Here is a 14,314-nt window from a genome sequence, read left to right as displayed (position 1 = left end):
CATCCGCATCCGCCGCCACCGTCCGTTTCGCCCCCTCTTGCGCAGGTCAGCGCTTGACCACCCTTGGATAGCGTATTTTCCATGTCTTGGTTTGAATCATTCGTCCTCGGACTCGTCCAAGGGCTGACCGAGTTCCTGCCGATCTCCTCCAGTGCGCACCTCCGCATGACGGCGGCGTTCGCGGGCTGGCAGGACCCCGGTGCGGCGTTCACCGCCATCACCCAGATCGGCACCGAAGCGGCCGTCATCATCTACTTCCGCAAGGACATCGGGCGGATCATCTCGGCCTGGGCGCGCTCCCTCTTCAACCGGGAGCTGCGGCACGATCACGATGCCCAGATGGGCTGGCTGGTGATCGTGGGCTCGATCCCGATCGGCGTCCTGGGCATCACGCTCAAGGACGCCATCGAGGGCCCGTTCCGCGATCTGCGGCTGATCGCCACCACCCTCATCGTGATGGGTGTGGTGCTCGGCATCGCCGACCGACTGGCCGCCCGCGACGAGACCGGCGGCCGGCACCGGGCCGCCGAACAGCGCAAGTCCCTCACGGATCTCAGCGTCAAGGACGGCCTGCTGTACGGCATCTGCCAGGCCATGGCACTCATTCCCGGCGTCTCCCGCTCCGGCGCCACGATCAGCGGCGGCCTCCTGATGGGCTACACCCGCGAATCCGCGGCCCGCTACTCCTTCCTGCTCGCCATCCCGGCGGTATTGGCCTCCGGCGTCTTCGAACTCAAGGACGCGGGCGAGGGCCACGTCTCCTGGGGCCCCACCCTCTTCGCCACGCTCATCGCCTTCGTCGTCGGCTACGCCGTGATCGCATGGTTCATGAAGTTCATCTCCCACAATTCCTTCATGCCATTCGTCATCTACCGCATCCTCCTGGGCATAGCCCTGTTCGCCCTGGTCGCGGCGGGGACCCTGACGCCGCATGCGGGCGAGACGGCGGGCTGAGAGGGAATCACGGATCAGGGGATCACGGGATCACCGAATCACGGGATCAGCACGCAGTGGTTCTCGATGAACCTGCCACTGCGATCCAGACCGCCGCAGACGGCCAATCGCGGATACGCCCTGAACTCGCGGTTGACGACGAACCGCCACCGCGACACGTTGGCCTTGCGGTTCCCGTAATCGCCCACGAAGGCACGCACGGTCCCCGGCAGTCCGTCCCGCGTCGTGACGGTGATGTCCTGGACGTAGTCACGCCCCTGATAGGCCGTGGCCACGCAGATGTAGGTGCCGCAGGTGGACTTGACCTCGGCGCTCGCCGGGGCTGCGGTCGCCAGCCCCAGAGCACTGGCTGCGGCGAGGACGGCCGCAACCGTCGCCGATCGTCGCCGTCCAGTGGTCACCGGCCGGACCCTCTCTTGGCGCATGTGCATCACAAGACCCCCTTGACTGCCTGCAGTCGGCTGACCGCACCACTCTCCACACTGTGGCGGGCCCGCCCGGATTCGGCAAGTAGCAAAGTAATTACGGAGGGCGACGTTCCACCCGGTGATGGCTCACGGGGGTGACAGCCGTCAGCGATAGCCGGTGTCATCGGCGGCACGGCCCCGGTCCTGGACCTCTACGACGTAGCGCCAGCAGTCCGGCTGGGTGCCGTCGGTGTCGGTGAACCCGTACAGCGGGGCGAGTTGGCCGCTGGAGACGACCGTGCCCGTCCAGCGGGCGACGTCGGGGTCGGCGGCGAGGGCGGTCACCGCCCGCGCGACATAGACCGGGGACTCGGCGATGCAGAAATGCGGTACGCGGGCGGTCGCCTCCCGCCAGTTGTCCTCGGTCACGCCGAACGCCTCCAGCATCTTCTCCGAGCGCAGCCAACCGGGTGTCACGGCGACGGCGGCGCCCTGGTACGGGGCGAGTTCATGGCTCTGGGCCAGGGTCATCCGCTGCACGGCGGCCTTGACCAGGTCGTAGTAGAAGCCCTCGTGGTGGCGGTAGGCGGCGTTGTACTCCGCGGTGCCGTCGGTCATCTCGATCACCAGCCCGCCGGGGTGGCGGATGAGCAGCGGCAGCGCGTGGTGACTGGTGATCGCGTGGGTGTCGATGCCCATCCGCAGCATCCGCAGGCCGCCGGCGAGATCGTGCTCCCAGAGGGTGGTGCCGAACCGGGCGTAGGCATCGCCGCCGAAGATGTCGTTGACGAGGATGTCCAGGCGGCCGTGGTCGCGGTCGATGCGCCGGACGAGATCATGGACCTGATCGCTGTCGAGGTGGTCGACCCGCAGGGCCGTGCCGCTGCCCCCGGCCGCGGTGATCAGTTCGCCGGTCTTCTCGATCGTCTCCGGCCGGTTGAGCTCCGAGCGGCCTGTGGTGCGGCTGCTGCGTCCGGTGGCGTACACGACGGCACCGGCGCGGGCGAGTTCCACCGCGATCGCGCGTCCGGCGCCTCGCGTGGCACCGGCCACCAGCGCGACCTTCTGGTCCAGCGCATCCGCTCGCGCGCCCTCCGTCGCCATGTCTTCGGTCTGCTCCCGTCTCTTCGTCCCCGCTCAGGAATCCCGGCGGGGACGCGTCGGCCTCGGTGCGGCCGGTGCCGGCCTGCGAGGCAGGGTGGGTACGTATCGCAAGTGTCCGTGCCGTGTCAGGAACTGAGGTGGTATTGAGCCCAGGGCTGATGGGCCGGTGCGGCCTCCTCGTGGGAGGGCGCGAGGGTCCCCCACGGGGCGAGGGCGTTGTCCCATTCCGAGGCCAGGGCGGCCATGTCCGGGACGGATTCCGCGGACGGCATCGTGCCGGTGTGCCAGGCGGACGCCATCGGGTGCCCCGAGGGCGCGGCGTTCCAGGTGTTCGTCTGCTGTGCGGGGATGGTGTATTCGGACTCGTGCACATCGCCGGGGCCGCGCCGGTGGCGTCCCGCATGACTCTCCGCGGGGCCGGGGTAGAACCGCCCCTGGGCGGAGAGTTGTTGGGCCCGGGTGACCAGGCGGGTGAGATCGAGCCCGAATTCGGCGGCGAGTTCGCGCAAATCCACCCCGGTCTGCCAACTGCCGATCAGGACCGCGTCCATCGCCGGGGACCAGGTCTGTTCCGCTGTCCCCGTGCCGCCGGCACCTTCGCGGGGCAGGCCGGTGGGACGCGTTCCGGTCATCGGGTTCTGGTGAGAATATTCGGCGGCGGGATCGGGCGCCGGCGAGACCTCCTCCGGTTCCCGCGGTGGCGCGGCGGGAGTGGCGGCCGCCAGCAGCTCGTCGGCGACGGCACGGGCGTCGTCCTTGCCCACCGTGCGCCGGGCGATCCGTACTTCCCGCTCGTTCAAACCGAACAGGCCGGCCACCGCGCCGGTGCTGCCCACCGTTACCGCAAATGCCGCCAAAACCCGCGACCGGTCCGCCTGCGCCTCGTCAAGTCGGGCCTGCGCCTCGCGCACCCGCTCATCGCCCAGACAAAACGCTTCTGCCAGCACGGCGTTGCGGTCCCACAGCTCTCTAGGATCCATACCCATTCAACGGCTCTTGGTCAGAGGTGTCCCGACCCGGCCCTGCAAAGCACCCCAAAGCACTCATCGAACCACCAGATGACAATCACCCCGGTGCGCGGCCCGCGCTCGCCCCTGGTCTGGTCGGGATGTCATATTCCCTGGTCACACGCTTGCGTACATACTCAACGCAGATTGTCGGTGCCATCGGCTACTGTCATGATCGATGACACTTTCATAGTTCTATGTGCTCATGGGGGGGGCCATGACTCATTTCTCCCGCATCCCGTCGCGCGTCGCGGGGACGCTGCTCGCCGGAGCCGTGCTGTGCGGCACGGCGGCCTGCACGACGTCGGGCGACCACACCGCGGCGCCGGGAAGCATCAACGCCACGCCGGTCGCCGCAGTGCAAAAGGCCGTCGACAAGGGCACCGGGCTCAACTCCGTCTCGTACCGGCTCTCCGGCAGGGTGCCGGGGCAGGGGACGGTCGACGGCAAGGTGTCGTTCAGCATGCGCCCGCGCGCCATCGATATGCGCATGAAGGCCTCCGGGGGCAAGGAGGAGGGCGAGTTCTCGGTGCGGCTGGTCGGGGACGCGGTGTATCTCGGCGGGGGCGGAAAGGCGACGGCCGCCTTGGGCGGCAAGCACTGGATCAAGTTCGCCATGAAGGGCAAGGGGGCCGGCCCGCTCGGGGGAATGCAGCAGCAGGCAGACCAGGACCCGGCGGCGCAGGCGTCCTTGCTGTCCCAGTCAGACGACGTCAAGAAGGTCGGCGAGGAGACCGTCGACGGGGTGCGGACCTCGCACTACGCCGGTGTGGTCGAGGTGGCGGATCTGCTGGACAAGCAGGGCGCCAAGAGCGGGCTGGATGCCGAGCGCCGCAAGAAGGTGATCGAGCAGTATCAGCAGCTCGGGGTGAGCAAGCTGACCCTCGACATGTGGGTCGGCCCCGGCGACCGCACGGTGAAGTTCCGTGAGCGTGCGCAGACGGCCCAGGGCCCGCTGGACGTGGCCATACGGTTCTTCGGCGTCAACAAGCCGGTCACGGTCCAGGTGCCGCCCGCTGCCGACACCGTGGATCTGGAGCAGAAGCTCAAGGAAGCCGGAAAGCGCCTGGGCTAGGAGTGGTGGGACGACGCGGCTCAGCCGTGTTGTCCGGACGGGGTGCCGCCGCGCGGCGCGGGCTCGTCGAGGTGCGGCAGGCCGATCGGGTTGGGGAAGGGCAGGACATCCGCTGCCAGGAGGCGCCGGACCAGGGGTTCGAGCGTACGCAACAGCCCCTCGGCCTCCGCCTCGGGCAGCGGGTGCAGCAGCCGTCCGGCCAGCCGGTCGGTCGCCGCCTCGATGCGCTCGCGTTCCTGCCGGCCGTGTGCGGTCGCTTCGCCCTGTGCGTCCACGAGGCCACGGCCCCGCAGCCGGTCCGCCGTGTCCGCCCACTCCTCCTCGCTCCAGCCGCGGTCCTGCCGCATGGTGTCCCTGGGGACGCGCCCCGATGCGACGGCCAGGACCAGTGCCTCGCAGCCGTCGAGCCCTTCGTCGGCAAGCACCGTGAGGTGGGCATCGCCCCTGAACTCCCGTACGGCGGTGACCAGTTGCCACAGGCGCTCGACAGGGTCGGCGTGGTCGCACAGCGCGCGGTTGGCGGCGAACAGCGGACGGGCGAGGGCCGGCGCCTCGTCGACGATCGTCTGCAGCGGGGGCAGCACTGCGGCTGCCGTGCGCTCCAGCTCGGGGTCGATCGCGCGCAGCGCACGGGCCGCGCGACGGCCGCGCTCGTCGAGAACATGTGCCGGGCTGACGACAGACCAGGCCGCGGGCAGCGCACGGGCCACCATCCCCGGGGCGAACACCCCGAGCACGGCCGTGGCCGCCGCGGGTTCCACAGCTCCCATGGGCGCCGTACGCGAGGCGAAATAGCCCATCCAGAAGCCCTTGAGGCCGAGGTCCTTGCCCAGGCGGCGGCCTCCGTCATCGAAGTAACAGACCGCATGCAGCGGCTCGGACAACAGCCAAAGCGATCGTGCGTGCAGCTCCATGCCCGCACGCTACCGCCGGCGGACGCCCCTGCACCGCATCGCAGCGCGAAGGCCGTCCGCACCGGCGCCCTCGGCGCAGCCCGACCCGAATCGAGGATCAGTGGCCATATCCGACAACGCAGAGATCATCGATAGTGCCCTCGACCGCATCATGGCGGGCTATGTCTTCCCCCGGCGCGCCGCGGAGGTCGACCGGGCCCTCCGCGCGCGGCTGGCAGCCGGTGAGTACGACGCACTGAGCGGCCCAGCGCTCTGTGCGGCGGTCACCGCGCACCTGCAGGAGGTCTGCCCGGACAGGCACCTCAGGCTGTTGTGGCAGGACGAGCCCCGGCCGCTCACCGCACTCGCGGACGACGGTGCAGGCCGGGAGGCGTTCCTCGCCTTGATGCGGGCCGAGAACCACGGCATCCGCCGCACCGAACAGCTCGACGGCAATATCGGCTGTCTGGACGTGCGCTGGATGGCCGACGCCGGAGAGGGTGCCCACGCGATCGGCGCGGCCATGGAGCTGGTCGCGCGCACCCGTGCCCTCCTTCTCGATCTGCGGAAGTGCCGGGGCGGCTCACCCGCGGGCGCCGCGATGTGGTGCAGCTACTTCTTCCCCGACGGCGAGGTGCACCTCAACGACATCTATGAGCGCTCCACCGACTCCATCCGGCAGTACTGGACGCTCCCGCATCTGCCCGCGCCCCGTTATCTCGATCGTCCGGTGTACGTACTCACCAGCGCGACCACCTTCTCGGGCGGCGAGGACCTGGCGTACACCCTGCAGGCCCACGGGCGCGCCGAGGTGGTCGGTGAGACGACGAGAGGCGGTGCGCATCCCACCCTGCGCCATCCGGTGACGGAGCACATCACGGTCACCGTGCCGGCGGCCCGGACCGTCAATGCCGTCACGGGTACCAACTGGGAGGGTGTGGGCGTGCAGCCGGATCGTGCCGTAGCGGCCGAGAAGGCTCTCGAGACGGCGCACGGGGAGGCGAGGGAACGGCTGGGATAGCGACGCCCGGTGGTGGTCCGGCGTCAGCCGTCGGTGCGGCCGCCCGCTCCGAAGCCCGACTGCCAGGCCCACAGGTGGGTGCAGTTGGGGCACTGCAGGTGCAGGACGCTGCCCTTGTTCGACAGAAGGTAGCGCCAGTGGTCACCGCAGGTGCGGCCGTCGAGGCAGGTTCCGCAGTCCTGGTGGTCCTGGCAGCGGGGGCACGGGACCCAGGCGCGGCGGCCGATATCGGCGGTCGGGTCGAGCGGCAGCATGCTCAGGCCTGCCCGGGTCCCGGCAGCACTCCGGCGGCGACCAGCATGTCGTAGGTGGCCTGCTGCTCCGTGTCCAGGCCCGAGTAGAGAAGCCGGTAGGCCTCGTCCTCGCCCTCCACCACCGCGATGGGGTCCCAGGCGTCACCCAGCGCCGCGACGACTTCGGTCCGCCGACGGGCTTCGTGAGCGGCGAGGTCGAGCTCGAATATCTGGTGGTCAGAGGTGTTGCGGTCGTTCATGGTGCGCGTCCTGTGCCACTTGCGGATGATGCGGACGTGTTTATCAAGCCGGACGGCACTGAGGAAGCGTCAGGCGGAGCGCACCGGCCCGGGGATCCCTGGAGTGCGGGATCGGTGGCTCAACGTAATGAAGCGAAAGTGGGATATATCGGCTCAAAACGGAACACCCCGTCAAGGCATTCCATGTGGTATGCCCGATTTTCAGGGCATACACGGGAAATCAAAGGCGTGACGTAATTCATCCCGTCCCTGCGGTGCCGGATTCTCTCTGCAGGAGGGGAAAGCGGGTCCGGCCCCTTCGCGGCAGGAGTGCGTGCGGTGAGGGGAGTGCGCGGTCACCGCGGACCCCTCCCGGCGCCGCGAGGGGGGCGGTGCGGACCGCCTCAGGGAGCGCCGGTGATCCCGGCGGTGGACGGTGGCCGGCCGGGCAGACGCCGTACCGCGACCGCGGCGGCGTCGTCGCCGAGCCTGCCGTTCGTATGGGCCAGCAGGTCCGCGCGCAGCCGGCGCAGAACCTGCTGCGGAGTGCCGTCGCCCCAGGCGCCGGCGCGCTCGACGAGGGGGTAGAAGGCGCCCTTGTCGTCGCGGGCCTCGGTCACCCCGTCCGTATAGAGCAGCAACAGGTCGCCCGGTGCGAAGGGAAAGGTCTCGACCTCGTAGTCCGGGGCCCCGATCAGGCCGCCGAGGCCGATCGGCAATGCGGTCCGCTCGCCGTACAGGGGGAAGGCCCGCCCCTCGCGCAGCAACAGCGGGGGCGGATGACCGCAGTTGATGATGCGCAGCATGGGCCAGCGATCGGGGAGGTCCAGCAGCACGGCGGTCGCGAAGGCCTCCTCGCTGTCGACGACGGAATCCGGGCCGGGGGCCGGGGCGACGGGAAGGAGGCCGTCGCTCTTGCCGGGGCCCGGGGCTGCTGCAGGCTCCGTCCCGGGGTCGGCGCCCGGCACCCCGTACCACTGGCTGCTGTCCCAGCGGACGGCGCCGTCGAGGTGGACGGCCAGCCTGGGCAGGGTGGCCTGTCGGTGGGCAGCCGCCCGGAAGGCGCCCAGGAGGAGGGCGGCGTGACCGTAGGCGGGCAGCCCCTTGCCCCGGACGTCGCCGATGATCAGCCGGGTGCTGCTGGTGGTGCGCGCCGCCGCGAACAGATCACCGCCCATCTCCGCCTCCTCCTCGGCGGCCAGGTAGAACGAGGCTATCTCCAGGGCGCCACTGCGCGCGGGCAGCGGCCTGAGCAGTACCTGCTGGGCGACCGCGGCCACCGAACGGCTCTGGGTGAGCCGGCGCTCATTGCGTTCCCGTACGACGGTGAAGAGCACGACCAGGCCGGAGACCACCACCAGCGCGGCGATCTGGGCCTGCAGATTCGCGGTGAACAGCACCTGGCGCGCGATACCGATGAACACCTGGGCGGCTACCGCCAGCGCACCGATCGCGGTCGTCAGGCGGGGACCGGCGAACGCCGCGGTGATCGCGGGAGCCGCGATGAGGAGCGGCCCCAGATGGATGTCGGGCGGCGCGAGAAAGTCGATCACACAGACCGCCGCGATGAGCCCGATCGGGATCAGCACCAGGACGTGGCTCAGTTCCCGTCGTCCGCGCAGCGGTACCCGCCGTGGAAGGGGCATGCTTCATGTTTGCACCCGGGTGAGCGAAATGCCTGGCTCACCCCGGCCGCCCCTCCTCCCGCTGCCCCGCCTCTCGCCGCTGTCCCGCCTCTCGCCGCCGCCTCGCCACGCGCTACAGGGGCGCCTCCGTTACAGGCACGCCTCTCGCCGCAGGGCGGCAATGAGCAGATCGAGCGCGGGCTCGATCGCCGAGCGCGCCATGAGGGGAAGGTGTTCCCGGACGCGGTGCAGGCTGGGGAACTCCTCCGCGGGCAGACCGGCGTACCCGTCCCGCCAGGCCTGCTCGTCCGCCACGCGCTGGGCGGGAGCCAGCCGCAGTACGCCGGCGTCCAGGGCCGCGTGTCCCAGGGCGGTGTCGACGAGTGCGTGGTAATGGCGGACGGCGGCGGCCTCGTCGAACCCGGCCTGGAGCAGCAGTCCGATGCCCGTGTCGACCGCGTGCTGTTCATGGGGCCGGCCCGTGACCCGGACCGTGCTGAATACGGCGATCTGCGGGTGGCGCAGTGCGGAGCGGTAGGCCCGCAGGCCGAAATCGCGCAGGTCGGCGGCCCAGTCACCACTGGGCGCGAAGCCGGTCATGGACTCGCCGATGAGACGGTCGGCCAGCGCCAGCAGCAGATCCTCGGTATTGCGGAAGTAGCGGTAGACGGCGGACGGATCGGCGCCGAGTGCCGCGCCGAGTTTGCGCACGGTGAAGGCCTGCGCCCCCTGGGTGTCGATCAGTTCGCATGCGGCGTCGACGATGAGATCGGCCGACAGGACCACGCCTGAACTGGTCGGCCGGCGCCGCTTGCGCTCGACCGGGACGCGCTCGCTCTCCGCCACGCCGAACCCCTCCGCTTCACTCGCCCCGGCCCCCGGCCCTCTCGGGTCAGTTAACCAAATCAGGTTACGTCAACACCGTTGACACAAGGATCAACGGCCTGTTTCATCGGCGGACATACACGGATCACCGCGGTGCCGTATCCCGCACCACCCCCTTCCGTACGACGCAGCCGGCACCCGACCCCGGGCCCGGCCCGCGCCGTCCTGCCCCGCCGCCCCACCCCGCGCCTCCGCGTCCCCCTGGCCCGCCCGAGACCGGTCCGGCCCGCAGCCCAAGGAGTGAGTGCCATGCCTTCCGCAGTGCAGCAGGACCCCGGCCCGGCGAGAATGCGCCGCTCGCTGGGAGTGAAGGACGGGGTGGCGATCGCCGCGTCGAGCACCGCCGCGACCACCAGCATCGGCATCGGTATGGGCACCCTGGCCGCGTATACCGGCCGGCAGACGCCCGCCCTGTTGCTGCTGGCCTTCCTGCCCATCCTCGGGATCGCGCTGTCGTACGCCCGGCTCAACCGCACCGAGCCGAACTGCGGCAGCGGCTACACCTGGGTGGGCCGGTCCATCGGCCCCTGGCCCGGATTCCTGACCGGGTGGGTGGTGCTGGTCGGAAACGTGATCTTCATGGCGTACACGGGTGCGGTGACCGGCTCCGTCGTGCTGCAGTTCCTCAACAAGCTGGGCCTGCGCAGCATAGGAGGGCTCCGGCTGGATCCGGCCTCGACCGGCATCAGCACCGCCGTGGGGCTGGTCGCGCTGGTCATCGTCACGATCACCGCGATCACGGGTGTGCACGCCGCGACCCGGCTGCAGATGTGGCTGCTGGTCTTCGAGTACACGGTCCTGCTGCTCTTCTGCGGCTATGCCCTCGCCACCGGTGACCAGCCGTTCTCGCTCTCCTGGCTCAACCCGTTCGAGATCTCCTCACCCCAGGCGCTGGCCCAGGGGATGGTGCTGGCGGTGTTCTTCTACTGGGGCTGGGACGCCGCGTTCAGCGTCAACGAGGAGACCCGCAGCTCCACGGACGCGGCCCGCGGCGGACTGATCGCACTGGTGGCGATGCTGGGGCTGTTCCTCATCGGCGCGCTTGCCTTCCAGCGGGTGCTGAGCACGGACGAGCTCATCCACAACGGGCCGCAGGCGCTCACCTTCCTCGGCAGCGCGCTGGCACCGGAGCCCTGGGCCTCGCTGCCCCTGGCCGCCCTGATGTGCTCGGCCTTCGCTTCTCTCCAGTCGAGCGTCATCCCCACCGCCCGCGGAACGCTGGCAATGGCCCGCGACCGCACGCTCGGCCCGATGTGGCAGCGGCTGCACCCCCGCTACGGCTCCCCCGCCGCGGGCACCTTGGTGATCATGGCTCTCGCCGCGCTGCTCGCCGTGCTCGCGGTCGGCATCCCCCAGCTCAACGACATGATCCTGACCGCCGTGAACTCGATCGGCCTGACCGTGGCCCTCTACTACGGACTCACCGCACTCGCCTGCGCGGTGCGCTTCCGCACCAGCCTGCACGACGGAGTGGTGCGCGCGCTGCGCGATGTGGTCGTCCCGGCGGTGAGCGCACTGACGCTGTTCGGGCTCGGCGGCTACCTCGTCTGGGACTACGCGACCATGAGCGACCACTTCGAGGCGAGCCCGGACAACGGCTGGTTCATGCTGCTGCTGCCCGCACTGTTCATCGCGCTGGGCCTGGGCACCGCCGCCTGGGCCAAGTGGGTCCGCCGCGCCCCGTATTTCCGTACCGGCCAGGGGACGGACGGCGATGCGATCAGCCTGCCGATGGATGCGGACGGCGCCGCGCTCCCCAGCCCGTCGGAGGGCTGACCGCCCGGGCCCCCCTCCCCGCGACCGCCCCGGTCCTTGACAGCACCCATCACAACCACCACCACGACACCCGCTACGCCCCGCTCGACTCGACACCCACGCAATACATCCGACGCCTCTGGAGCGACACCCCCATGGATCTCAGCACCACCGTGGACCCCGAGCACACCCCGGACACCGCCGCCCGCGGCGCCACCGATGACGGTCCCGCCGACCTCGTCTTCCTCTCCGGCCCCGTGCACACCGTCGATGCCGCGCGCACCCGGGCGAGTGCGGTGGCGGTCCGCAAGGACCGCATCATCGCCGTCGGGCACGACGCGGAGGTCCGCGACCTGATCGGGCCCGCCACGGAAGTCGTCGATCTGCACGGCAAGCTGCTCATCCCCGGATTCCAGGACGCGCATGTCCATCCGGTCGGCGGCGGGCTGGAGTTGGCGCTGTGCGATCTGAGCGCGGCCGTCACCGCCGAGGCGTACCGCGAGCTGATCAGCTCGTATGCGGCGGCGCATCCGGAGGCCGCGTGGATCACGGGCGGCGGCTGGTCCATGGAGGCCTTCCCCGGCGGCATGCCGACCCGGGAGTTCCTGGACGCCCTCGTCCCCGACCGGCCGGTGTTCCTCGTCAACCGCGATCACCACGGTGGCTGGGCCAACTCCCGCGCCCTGGAACGCGCCGGGATCACCTCCCGTACGCCGGATCCGGCCGACGGGCGCATCGAGCGGGACGCGGACGGCCACCCGACCGGCATGCTGCAGGAGGGCGCCATGCAGCTGGTGGGCGATCTCATCCCGGAAGCGACGCTCGCCGAGCGGACCGCCGGACTGCTCAGGGCGCAGCGCCTCCTCCACGGGTACGGGGTGACCGCATGGCAGGACGCGATGCTGGGCCGCGGTCCCGCAGGGGCTGATCCCACGCCCGCCTACACGGCCGCCCGGCGCGACGGCAAGCTCACGGCACGGGTCAGGGGGGCACTGTGGTGGGACCGGGCCCGTGGGGCCGAGCAGATCCCTGAACTCATCGCCCGACGTGAGGAGTTGACGGGCGGACGGTTCCGGGCGACCAGCGTCAAGATCATGCAGGACGGCATCGCCGAGAACCACACGGCCGCCATGCTCAGCCCCTACCTCACCGCCTGCGGCTGCGCCTCCGACAACAGCGGTATCTCGTTCATCGACCCCGAGGACCTGCGGACCTACGTCACCCTGCTGGACGCCGAAGGCTTCCAGGTGCACTTCCACGCCCTGGGCGACCGGGCCGTACGCGAGGCGCTGGACGCCGTCGAGGCGGCCCGGCGGACGAACGGCCGCCGCGATACCCGGCCGCACCTCGCCCATCTCCAGGTGGTCCACCCCGACGATGTCCCGCGCTTTCGCCGGCTCGGCGCCACCGCGAACATCCAGGCGCTCTGGGCGGCCCACGAGCCGCAGATGGACGAACTGACCATCCCCTTCCTGGGTCCCGAACGTGCCGCCTGGCAGTATCCGTTCGGGGACCTGCTGCGCTCGGGCGCCACCCTTGCGGCGGGCAGCGACTGGCCGGTCAGCTCCCCCGACCCGATCGCCGCCCTGCATGTCGCGGTCAACCGCAGGGAGCCCGACTGCCCGGTCCCGGCGCCGGTCTTCCTCCCCGGGCAGCGCATCGACCTGGGCTCCGCACTCGCCGCGTACACGGCCGGCAGCGCCTACGCCAACCACTTCGACGACACCGGCACCATCCAGGCGGGCAAGCTGGCCGATCTGGTCGTCCTCGACCGTGACCCCTTCGACGGGGCCGACGAGGAGATCGCCGCGACCCGGGTGCTGCAGACCTTTGTCGGCGGGCGACGGGTGTACGCGGCCGAGGACGCCTGAGCGCGTCGCACGGGAGGCTCACCCCTCGGCGCCCGCCGGCGCCCTCGGCACCCGCGGGCGGACCGGCCTGCCGCGGCGCGCCGCCCGCGGTCAGAGCCGTACGTGCCCGGCGGACCGGCCCCGGCGAAGTCGCGGGGGCCGGTCCGCCGGGCACGCCGCTTTCCTACTCGATGACCAGCTCGACGTCGATGTTGCCGCGGGTGGCCTTGGAGTACGGGCAGTACTGGTGCGTCGCCTCGACCAGCTGCCGCCCGGTCTCGCCCGCGAGGGTGTCCGGCAGCTCCACCCGCATGACGACAGCCAGGCCGAAGCCGGTGTCGTCCTTGCCGAGGGAGACCTCGGCGGTGACCGAGACGTCCTTGGTGTCGAGCTTCATCTGGCGGCCGACGTTGCCCATCGCGCTGGCGAAGCAGGCCGCGTAGCCGGCGGCGAAGAGCTGCTCCGGGTTGGTGCCGGCGCCGTTGCCGCCGAGGGCCGGAGGCATGGCCAGGGCCAGGTCGATCCGGCCGTCGGAGCTGACCGCCCGGCCTTCGCGGCCGTTGGCGGTGGCGACAGCGGTGTACAGCGCGTCCATCACAGTTCCCCTTCGGTGGCGGGCGGCCGCTCCCCGGCCGCCCGATAGCCATCACAGTGACACACATTTAAGTTGTCCGCAACTAGATTGCGCGCAACTAAATGTCGGGGCGGGCTAACCTGGCCCCATGACCTCCGCCACCAGGCCCCCGGTACCCGACGCCGAACTGCTCCGCCTCGACCACCAGGTCTGCTTCTCGCTGCACGCCGCCTCACGGGCATTCGGCGGCGTCTACCGCGACGCCCTGAAGGACCTGGGCCTGACCTACCCCCAGTACCTGGTCATGCTGGTGCTGTGGGAGCACGGCTCCCAGCCGGTCAAGGCCATCGGCGAACAGCTGCGGCTGGACTCCGGCACCCTCTCCCCGCTCCTCAAGCGCCTGGAATCGGCCGGCCTGGTGCGCCGCGAACGGAGCACCGAGGACGAACGGTCCGTCACCATCCACCTGACCCCCGCCGGCGACGACCTGCGCGAGGCGGCCCTGCCGGTCCCCCGCAGGATGCTGGCCGCCACGGGTCTCACGATCGAAGAACTCCGCACGCTCCAGGGCTTGTTGGGACGCGTGACCAGCGCCCTGGACGAGGCCTGACCCCGGAAGATCCCGGAGTCCGCCGCCCCTGGGCCCGTACCTCCCGCCGGTCCGCGGCGTTACGTACGTAGGTGCTTTCCGC

15 protein-coding genes are annotated in these 14,314 nt (G+C 70.7%); 6 read left to right on the top strand and 9 right to left on the bottom strand.

All coding sequences use genetic code 11. The features are described 5' to 3' along the window. Positions 1-81 precede the first annotated feature (81 nt). Positions 82-954, top strand: coding sequence for an undecaprenyl-diphosphate phosphatase (locus tag ACGFR7_RS01575; protein ID WP_393311766.1), 873 nt, complete (start codon positions 82-84; stop codon positions 952-954). 38 nt (positions 955-992) lie between these two features. On the opposite strand, the gene ACGFR7_RS01570 is transcribed toward ACGFR7_RS01575, so the two are convergent. The 3 genes from ACGFR7_RS01570 to ACGFR7_RS01560 all read right to left on the bottom strand — a co-directional run bounded on the left by ACGFR7_RS01570 (position 993) and on the right by ACGFR7_RS01560 (position 3,451). After that, positions 993-1,355, bottom strand: coding sequence for a hypothetical protein (locus tag ACGFR7_RS01570; protein ID WP_393311764.1), 363 nt, complete (start codon positions 1,353-1,355; stop codon positions 993-995). 171 nt (positions 1,356-1,526) lie between these two features. Beyond that, entirely contained in the window at positions 1,527-2,465 is a 939-nt protein-coding gene (locus ACGFR7_RS01565) for an SDR family oxidoreductase (RefSeq protein ID WP_393311762.1), read from the bottom strand. Positions 2,466-2,590: 125 nt separating this feature from the next. After that, on the bottom strand, positions 2,591-3,451 hold the full coding sequence (locus tag ACGFR7_RS01560) for a hypothetical protein (RefSeq protein ID WP_393311760.1): 861 nt from the start codon (positions 3,449-3,451) through the stop codon (positions 2,591-2,593). A gap of 238 nt (positions 3,452-3,689) precedes the next feature. On the opposite strand from ACGFR7_RS01560, the gene ACGFR7_RS01555 reads away from it, so the two are divergent. Further along, positions 3,690-4,547 (top strand): hypothetical protein, encoded by an 858-nt coding sequence (locus tag ACGFR7_RS01555; protein WP_393311758.1) that lies wholly within the window; start codon positions 3,690-3,692, stop codon positions 4,545-4,547. A gap of 20 nt (positions 4,548-4,567) precedes the next feature. Here the strand turns inward: ACGFR7_RS01555 and ACGFR7_RS01550 are convergent, their stop codons facing one another. After that, positions 4,568-5,461, bottom strand: coding sequence for a hypothetical protein (locus tag ACGFR7_RS01550; protein WP_393311756.1), 894 nt, complete (start codon positions 5,459-5,461; stop codon positions 4,568-4,570). 100 nt (positions 5,462-5,561) lie between these two features. Between ACGFR7_RS01550 and ACGFR7_RS01545 the strand changes: the two genes are divergently transcribed. Beyond that, positions 5,562-6,461 carry a S41 family peptidase gene (locus tag ACGFR7_RS01545; RefSeq protein WP_393311754.1) on the top strand — a complete coding sequence of 300 codons (900 nt, stop codon included), beginning with the start codon at positions 5,562-5,564 and terminating at the stop codon, positions 6,459-6,461. Between the two features lie 23 nt (positions 6,462-6,484). Here ACGFR7_RS01545 and ACGFR7_RS01540 read toward each other — a convergent pair whose 3' ends face one another. The 4 genes from ACGFR7_RS01540 to ACGFR7_RS01525 form a co-directional block, all read right to left on the bottom strand. Then, positions 6,485-6,715, bottom strand: coding sequence for a hypothetical protein (locus tag ACGFR7_RS01540; RefSeq protein WP_381647262.1), 231 nt, complete (start codon positions 6,713-6,715; stop codon positions 6,485-6,487). A gap of 2 nt (positions 6,716-6,717) precedes the next feature. After that, the gene (locus tag ACGFR7_RS01535) at positions 6,718-6,954 is read right to left on the bottom strand and encodes a DUF6400 family protein (RefSeq protein WP_393311752.1); all 237 of its coding nucleotides are present in this window, start codon (positions 6,952-6,954) and stop codon (positions 6,718-6,720) included. 383 nt (positions 6,955-7,337) lie between these two features. Continuing rightward, a complete protein-coding gene (locus tag ACGFR7_RS01530) occupies positions 7,338-8,579 on the bottom strand; it encodes a PP2C family protein-serine/threonine phosphatase (protein ID WP_393311750.1) in 1,242 nt (413 codons plus the stop codon). Positions 8,580-8,708: 129 nt separating this feature from the next. Then, complete coding sequence (locus ACGFR7_RS01525) at positions 8,709-9,404, bottom strand: helix-turn-helix domain-containing protein (protein ID WP_393311748.1); 696 nt, start codon at positions 9,402-9,404, stop codon at positions 8,709-8,711. Positions 9,405-9,692: 288 nt separating this feature from the next. Here ACGFR7_RS01525 and ACGFR7_RS01520 point away from each other — a divergent pair, with 288 nt between their 5' ends. Together ACGFR7_RS01520 and ACGFR7_RS01515 are read left to right on the top strand one after the other, a co-directional pair. Further along, positions 9,693-11,219 (top strand): APC family permease, encoded by a 1,527-nt coding sequence (locus ACGFR7_RS01520; RefSeq protein ID WP_393311746.1) that lies wholly within the window; start codon positions 9,693-9,695, stop codon positions 11,217-11,219. Between the two features lie 134 nt (positions 11,220-11,353). Next, a complete protein-coding gene (locus ACGFR7_RS01515; RefSeq protein WP_393311744.1) occupies positions 11,354-13,069 on the top strand; it encodes an amidohydrolase in 1,716 nt (571 codons plus the stop codon). A gap of 163 nt (positions 13,070-13,232) precedes the next feature. On the opposite strand, the gene ACGFR7_RS01510 is transcribed toward ACGFR7_RS01515, so the two are convergent. Further along, entirely contained in the window at positions 13,233-13,643 is a 411-nt protein-coding gene (locus ACGFR7_RS01510; RefSeq protein WP_336053633.1) for an organic hydroperoxide resistance protein, read from the bottom strand. A 127-nt stretch (positions 13,644-13,770) separates the two neighbouring features. Between ACGFR7_RS01510 and ACGFR7_RS01505 the strand changes: the two genes are divergently transcribed. After that, positions 13,771-14,232: a MarR family winged helix-turn-helix transcriptional regulator gene (locus ACGFR7_RS01505; protein ID WP_392374284.1), complete on the top strand. Its 462-nt coding sequence runs from the start codon at positions 13,771-13,773 to the stop codon at positions 14,230-14,232. Positions 14,233-14,314: the final 82 nt, after the last annotated feature.

The sequence above is a fragment of the Streptomyces sp. NPDC048516 genome (assembly GCF_043199875.1).
Classification (GTDB): Bacteria; Actinomycetota; Actinomycetes; order Streptomycetales; family Streptomycetaceae; genus Streptomyces.
Note: the sequence above shows the minus strand (reverse complement) of the source record. Positions and strands in the feature narration are given on the sequence as shown.

What these genes read in the sequence shown, in the direction of transcription:
- ACGFR7_RS01550 (WP_393311756.1), bottom strand. Translation starts at nt 5,461, where the DNA reads ATGGAGCTGCACGCACGATCGCTTTGGCTGTTGTCCGAGCCGCTGCAT.
- ACGFR7_RS01540 (WP_381647262.1), bottom strand. Translation starts at nt 6,715, where the DNA reads ATGCTGCCGCTCGACCCGACCGCCGATATCGGCCGCCGCGCCTGGGTC.
- ACGFR7_RS01515 (WP_393311744.1), top strand. Translation starts at nt 11,354, where the DNA reads ATGGATCTCAGCACCACCGTGGACCCCGAGCACACCCCGGACACCGCC.
- ACGFR7_RS01555 (WP_393311758.1), top strand. Translation starts at nt 3,690, where the DNA reads ATGACTCATTTCTCCCGCATCCCGTCGCGCGTCGCGGGGACGCTGCTC.
- ACGFR7_RS01520 (WP_393311746.1), top strand. Translation starts at nt 9,693, where the DNA reads ATGCCTTCCGCAGTGCAGCAGGACCCCGGCCCGGCGAGAATGCGCCGC.
- ACGFR7_RS01530 (WP_393311750.1), bottom strand. Translation starts at nt 8,579, where the DNA reads ATGCCCCTTCCACGGCGGGTACCGCTGCGCGGACGACGGGAACTGAGC.
- ACGFR7_RS01510 (WP_336053633.1), bottom strand. Translation starts at nt 13,643, where the DNA reads ATGGACGCGCTGTACACCGCTGTCGCCACCGCCAACGGCCGCGAAGGC.
- ACGFR7_RS01560 (WP_393311760.1), bottom strand. Translation starts at nt 3,451, where the DNA reads ATGGGTATGGATCCTAGAGAGCTGTGGGACCGCAACGCCGTGCTGGCA.
- ACGFR7_RS01575 (WP_393311766.1), top strand. Translation starts at nt 82, where the DNA reads ATGTCTTGGTTTGAATCATTCGTCCTCGGACTCGTCCAAGGGCTGACC.
- ACGFR7_RS01505 (WP_392374284.1), top strand. Translation starts at nt 13,771, where the DNA reads ATGACCTCCGCCACCAGGCCCCCGGTACCCGACGCCGAACTGCTCCGC.
- ACGFR7_RS01535 (WP_393311752.1), bottom strand. Translation starts at nt 6,954, where the DNA reads ATGAACGACCGCAACACCTCTGACCACCAGATATTCGAGCTCGACCTC.
- ACGFR7_RS01565 (WP_393311762.1), bottom strand. Translation starts at nt 2,465, where the DNA reads ATGGCGACGGAGGGCGCGCGAGCGGATGCGCTGGACCAGAAGGTCGCG.